This is a genomic window from Flavisolibacter ginsengiterrae DSM 18136, assembly GCF_059568575.1.
Window position 1 is genome coordinate 1 of sequence record NZ_JCANTR010000047.1, and the last position, 5,756, is coordinate 5,756.

The window sequence follows — 5,756 nt, forward strand, 5'->3', positions numbered from 1 at the left end:
AAAGCCTCTCATTTCTGAAAGGCTTTTTTCAATAAATATGGCAGCTACCTACTCTCCCGCATTTTGGTGCAGTACCATCGGCCATGAGGGGCTTAACTTCTCTGTTCGGTATGGGAAGAGGTGAACACCCTCGGCAAAACCACCATAAAGAGTTTATAGTTTCTGGTTTATGGTTTATAGTTGTTTAAACTACTACCACTCGCTATAGCTATATAATAAGATTAACATATTGGATCAAAAAAGGAGTTAGGAGAGAGTCTATCTATACCATGCCTTTGAGGGCAGGTAGTAAAAAAAATTAAAGCGTACGAGCAATTAGTACTACTCGGCTTTGCTATTACTAGCTTTACACCTGTAGCCTATCAACGTAGTCGTCTACTACGGCTCTTAAAAGTAAACTCATCTTGTGGAAGGTTTCACGCTTAGATGCTTTCAGCGTTTATCCTTGCCGTACATAGCTACTCTGCACTGCACCTGGCGGCACAACAGATACACCAGCGGTACGTGCGACCCGGTCCTCTCGTACTAAGGTCACGTCCACTCAATTTACTAACGCCCACCACAGATAGGGACCGAACTGTCTTGCGACGTTCTGAACCCAGTTCACGTGCCACTTTAATCGGCGAACAGCCGAACCCTTGGGACCTTCTCCAGCCCCAGGATGTGACGAACCGACATCGAGGTGCCAAACCTCCCCGTCGATATGAGCTCTTGGGGGAGATCAGCCTGTTATCCCCGGAGTACCTTTTATCCTTTGAGCGATGGCCCTTCCATGCAGAACCACCGGATCACTTCAGCCGGCTTTCGCCCCTGCTCGACCTGTATGTCTCACAGTCAAGCTCCCTTATACTGATGCGCTCTACGTACGATTACCAACCGTACTGAGGGAACCTTTGCAAGCCTCCGTTACTTTTTAGGAGGCGACCACCCCAGTCAAACTACCCACCATGCACTGTTTCCATTACTGGATTAGATCCTAAACAAACGAAGGTTGGTATTTCAACGTTGACTCCACCACCCCTGGCGAGGCAGCTTCAAAGTCTCCCAACTATCCTACACATCGGTTGTTCAAAATCAATGCAAAGTTGTAGTGAAGGTTCACGGGGTCTTTCCGTCCCGTGGCGGGTAACCGGCATCTTCACCGATACTACAATTTCACCGGGCTCGTGGAGGAGACAGTGTTCAACTCATTAGACCATTCGTGCAGGTCGGAACTTACCCGACAAGGAATTTCGCTACCTTAGGACCGTTATAGTTACGGCCGCCGTTTACTGGGGCTTCAGTCAGGAGCTTTGGTCTTGCGACCGAACACCCTTCCTTAACCTTCCAGCACCGGGCAGGTATCAGGCTCTATACGTCATCTTACGATTTTGCAGGGCCCTGTGTTTTTGTTAAACAGTTGGTTGAACCATTTTACTGTGACCGCATCGCTGCGGTACGCTTTATCCCGAAGTTACAGCGTTAATTTGCCTAGTTCCTTCTCCACGGCTCACCCGAGCGCCTTAGAATTCTCATCCCGTCTACCTGTGTCGGTTTGCGGTACTGGCAGCATTCACCTGAACCTTAGAGGTTTTTCTCGGCGGCTATTAGGACACTCCATCGGGCCGAAGCCCTCAGATACTTTCGTACTTCGCCATCTCTTGCGGATTTACCTGCAAAAAATATAACTACATACTTAAACGTGCTATTCCGTAAGCATCGTGTGTCGGTCACTTCCGCGTCACCCCATCGAAATGAATGCCGGTACTGGAATATTAACCAGTTTTCCATCAGTTACCCCTTTCGGGTTCACCTAAGGACCAGACTAACCCTGATCCGATTAACGTTGATCAGGAACCCTTAGACTTTCGGCGATAAGGTTTTTCACCTTATTTATCGTTACTTATACCTACATTTTCTTTTGAAATCGCTCCAGCATACCTCGCGGTACACCTTCGATGCTGATTTCAATGCTCCCCTACCGATATACACTCAAAGTGCAATCATAAAGCTTCGGTTCGTAGTTTGATGCCCGATTATTTTCCGTGCAGGGTCTCTCGACCAGTGAGCTGTTACGCACTCTTTAAATGAATGGCTGCTTCCAAGCCAACATCCTGGCTGTTATAGAAACCCCACCTCGTTTGATCAACTTAACTACGTATTAGGGACCTTAGCTGTTATTCTGGGTTATTTCCCTCTCGGCCACGGACCTTAGCGCCCGTAGCCTCACTGCCGCAGATATTTATTAGCATTCGGAGTTTGTCAGGGTTTGGTAGGCGGTGAAGCCCCCTAGCCCAATCAGTAGCTCTACCTCTAATAAACTTCTAAAATGCGACGCTGTTCCTAAAAACATTTCGGGGAGAACGAGCTATCTCTCAGTTTGATTGGCCTTTCACCCCTATCCACAAGTCATCCCAGAGCTTTTCAACGCTAACGGGTTCGGCCCTCCAGAGAGTGTTACCCCTCCTTCAGCCTGCTCATGGATAGATCACAAAGTTTCGCGTCTGCCCCCACAGACTAAACGCCCTATTTGGACTCGCTTTCGCTACGGCTCCGTTAATTAAGAACTTAACCTCGCCTGTGAGGAGCAACTCGTAGGTTCATTATGCAAAAGGCACGCCGTCACATATTGCTATGCTCCGACCGCTTGTAGGCACACGGTTTCAGGTACTATTTCACTCCCTTGTTTAGGGTGCTTTTCACCTTTCCCTTACGGTACTGGTTCACTATCGGTCTCTGAGGAGTATTTAGCCTTACCAGATGGTGCTGGCAGATTCAAGCAGGATTTCTCCGGTCCCGCCCTACTCAGGATACCACTCGTCCCTGTCAATTTACGCTTACGCGGCTATCACGCTCTATGGCTCAATTTTCCAAAAAATTCAGCTTGATGACAGTTTCTAAATGTGGTCCTACAACCCTCAATCGGCACGCCGATCAAGTTTAGGCTGTTCCCTGTTCGCTCGCCACTACTTGGGGAATCATTAATTTATTTTCTTTTCCTCCCGGTACTTAGATGTTTCAGTTCTCGGGGTTGGCTTCCGACTTTCGTCGGATGACATGTCTTCAACATGCCGGGTTGTCCCATTCGGAAATCTGCGGATGTAACGATTGTGTGCATCTCCCCGCAGCTTATCGCAGCTTACCACGTCCTTCTTCGCCTCTCAGAGCCAAGGCATCCACCATGTGCCCTTAGTTGCTTTAAAAAATTTGAAATTGTATTTGTTACCCGACCACAACAACTTCAGACCACCAAAAACTTGGCGATACTAAATTATTATGTGATCGTTCAATAGACTCTCGTCTAACAACTTTTTTGATTTTTCCAATATGTCAAAGAACTTAGTTATTGGTTATTGTAAATTATCAATTGTTCATTGACCTTCCACAACTTAAACCATAACCTTTAGCTGATAACCTGGATGCGATCCAGTGAAAATCCCTATTGGATTATTACCATCTTAGTTTGAAAGAACTGTTTTTTTGTTTTCTCACCCAAATATTCAATATCAAATCTTCCATATTAAATATCCATGGTGGAGGATAACGGATTCGAACCGTTGACCCCCTGCGTGCAAGGCAGGTGCTCTAGCCAGCTGAGCTAATCCCCCATTTTTTTAGTCTGGAGTCTTGAGTTCAGAGTCTTGAGTCATTTTTAGACTATCGACTCGCGACTAACGGCTATCGACTTACATTAGTAGACCCGACCAGATTTGAACTGGTGACCCCTACATTATCAGTGTAGTGCTCTAACCAGGCTGAGCTACGGATCTATTTGGTTTAGACCCAATCACGTCGACTGACCCCATTCCACAATCAAGCAGCCTTCACTGCTCGAACCAGTCACGCCAAAAAGCGTGATACGGATCTTGGTAGCCCCTTTTTATCGGGTTTACTTTTAAAACTTGTAAAAGAACTTAAAGTAATTTGAAAGTGATGGAAACAACAGCAAAGTAAGTCAATGTTACCTCTTGGGCGGACCCAGAGGAACGTGCTCTAAAAAGGAGGTATTCCAGCCGCACCTTCCGATACGGCTACCTTGTTACGACTTAGCCCCAGTTACTAGTTTTACCCTAGGCGGCTCCTTGCGGTTACCGACTTTAGGTACACCCAGCTTCCATGGCTTGACGGGCGGTGTGTGCAAGGTCCGGGAACGTATTCACCGTATCATTGCTGATATACGATTACTAGCGATTCCAGCTTCATGGAGTCGAGTTGCAGACTCCAATCTGAACTGAGAGGCGTTTTTTGGGATTGGCTCCTTATCGCTAAGTGGCAGCCCTTTGTACGCCCCATTGTAGCACGTGTGTAGCCCTGGGCATAAAGGCCATGATGACTTGACATCATCCCCTCCTTCCTCGCGTCTTACGACGGCAGTTTCACTAGAGTTCCCAGCGTTACCTGATGGCAACTAGTGATGGGGGTTGCGCTCGTTGCGGGACTTAACCCAACACCTCACGGCACGAGCTGACGACAGCCATGCAGCACCTTATAATCTGTGTATTGCTACAAAATGAGCTTTCACCCACGGTCAGACTACATTCTAGCCCAGGTAAGGTTCCTCGCGTATCATCGAATTAAACCACATGCTCCACCGCTTGTGCGGACCCCCGCCAATTCCTTTGAGTTTCAACCTTGCGGTCGTACTTCCCAGGTGGGATACTTAATGCTTTCGCTCAGACACACACTGTGTATCGCGTATGTCGAGTATCCATCGTTTAGGGCGTGGACTACCAGGGTATCTAATCCTGTTTGATCCCCACGCTTTCGTGCCTCAGAGTCAATATTCGTGTAGCGAGCTGCCTTCGCAATTGGTGTTCTATGTCATATCTAAGCATTTCACCGCTACATGACATATTCCGCTCACCTCCACGGTATTCAAGATAGATAGTATCAACGGCAGTTTCCGAGTTAAGCTCGAAGATTTCACCACTGACTTACCTACCCTCCTACGCACCCTTTAAACCCAGTGAATCCGGATAACGCTTGCACCCTCCGTATTACCGCGGCTGCTGGCACGGAGTTAGCCGGTGCTTATTCTTATGGTACCGTCAATCGGGAAGGAATTCCCGGGTTTCGTCCCATATAAAAGAAGTTTACAATCCAGAGGACCTTCATCCTTCACGCGGCATGGCTGGTTCAGACTTGCGTCCATTGACCAATATTCCTTACTGCTGCCTCCCGTAGGAGTCGGGCCCGTGTCTCAGTGCCCGTGTGACTGGTCGTGCTCTCACACCAGTTACTGATCGCAGGCTTGGTGGGCCGTTACCCTCACCAACTACCTAATCAGGCGCACGCCCATCCAAAACCGCCGGAGCTATACTAATAAAGTGATGCCACTCCACTAGGTTACGAGGTATTAATCCGGGTTTCCCCGGGCTATCCCCCAGTTTTGGGTAGGTTGCGTACGTGTTCCGCACCCGTTTGCCGGTCGCCATCAACTGTATTGCTACAGTCATGCTGCCCCTCGACTTGCATGTATTAAGCCTGCCGCTAGCGTTCATCCTGAGCCAGGATCAAACTCTCCATTGTAAATGAGTTTTGATACTGACTATTAAATTCTCAAATTTTGAAAAATTAACGAGTCAATTTCGAATTTTATTCGCTTGACTTACCTTTTGAGTTGCAGATCCCCTCACTAAAAAGAGATCCGCAATGCTGTTGCTTCCAAACTTTCAAAGAACTTGCTCCAATCCATAACCCCTAAAGGCTACTTCAAAAAGCTTTGGCAGATGATAAGATTTCGAATCTTATAAGGCCCTAATGCCTCACCTGTATTT

At 47.6% G+C, this 5,756-nt stretch carries 2 tRNA genes and 3 rRNA genes; all 5 read right to left on the reverse strand.

Annotation, left to right across the window (positions count from 1 at the left end):
• Positions 1–35: 35 nt before the first annotated feature.
• Positions 36–147 (reverse strand): 5S ribosomal RNA (gene rrf, locus BP74_RS21475).
• Between the two features lie 148 nt (positions 148–295).
• Positions 296–3,182, reverse strand: a 23S ribosomal RNA gene (locus tag BP74_RS21480).
• 328 nt (positions 3,183–3,510) lie between these two features.
• Positions 3,511–3,587, reverse strand: a tRNA-Ala gene (locus BP74_RS21485).
• A gap of 87 nt (positions 3,588–3,674) precedes the next feature.
• Positions 3,675–3,749 (reverse strand) — tRNA-Ile (locus BP74_RS21490).
• Between the two features lie 227 nt (positions 3,750–3,976).
• Positions 3,977–5,508: ribosomal RNA gene (locus BP74_RS21495) — 16S ribosomal RNA — on the reverse strand.
• The 16S, 23S and 5S rRNA genes sit together here with 2 tRNA genes alongside, the layout of an rRNA operon.
• Positions 5,509–5,756: the final 248 nt, after the last annotated feature.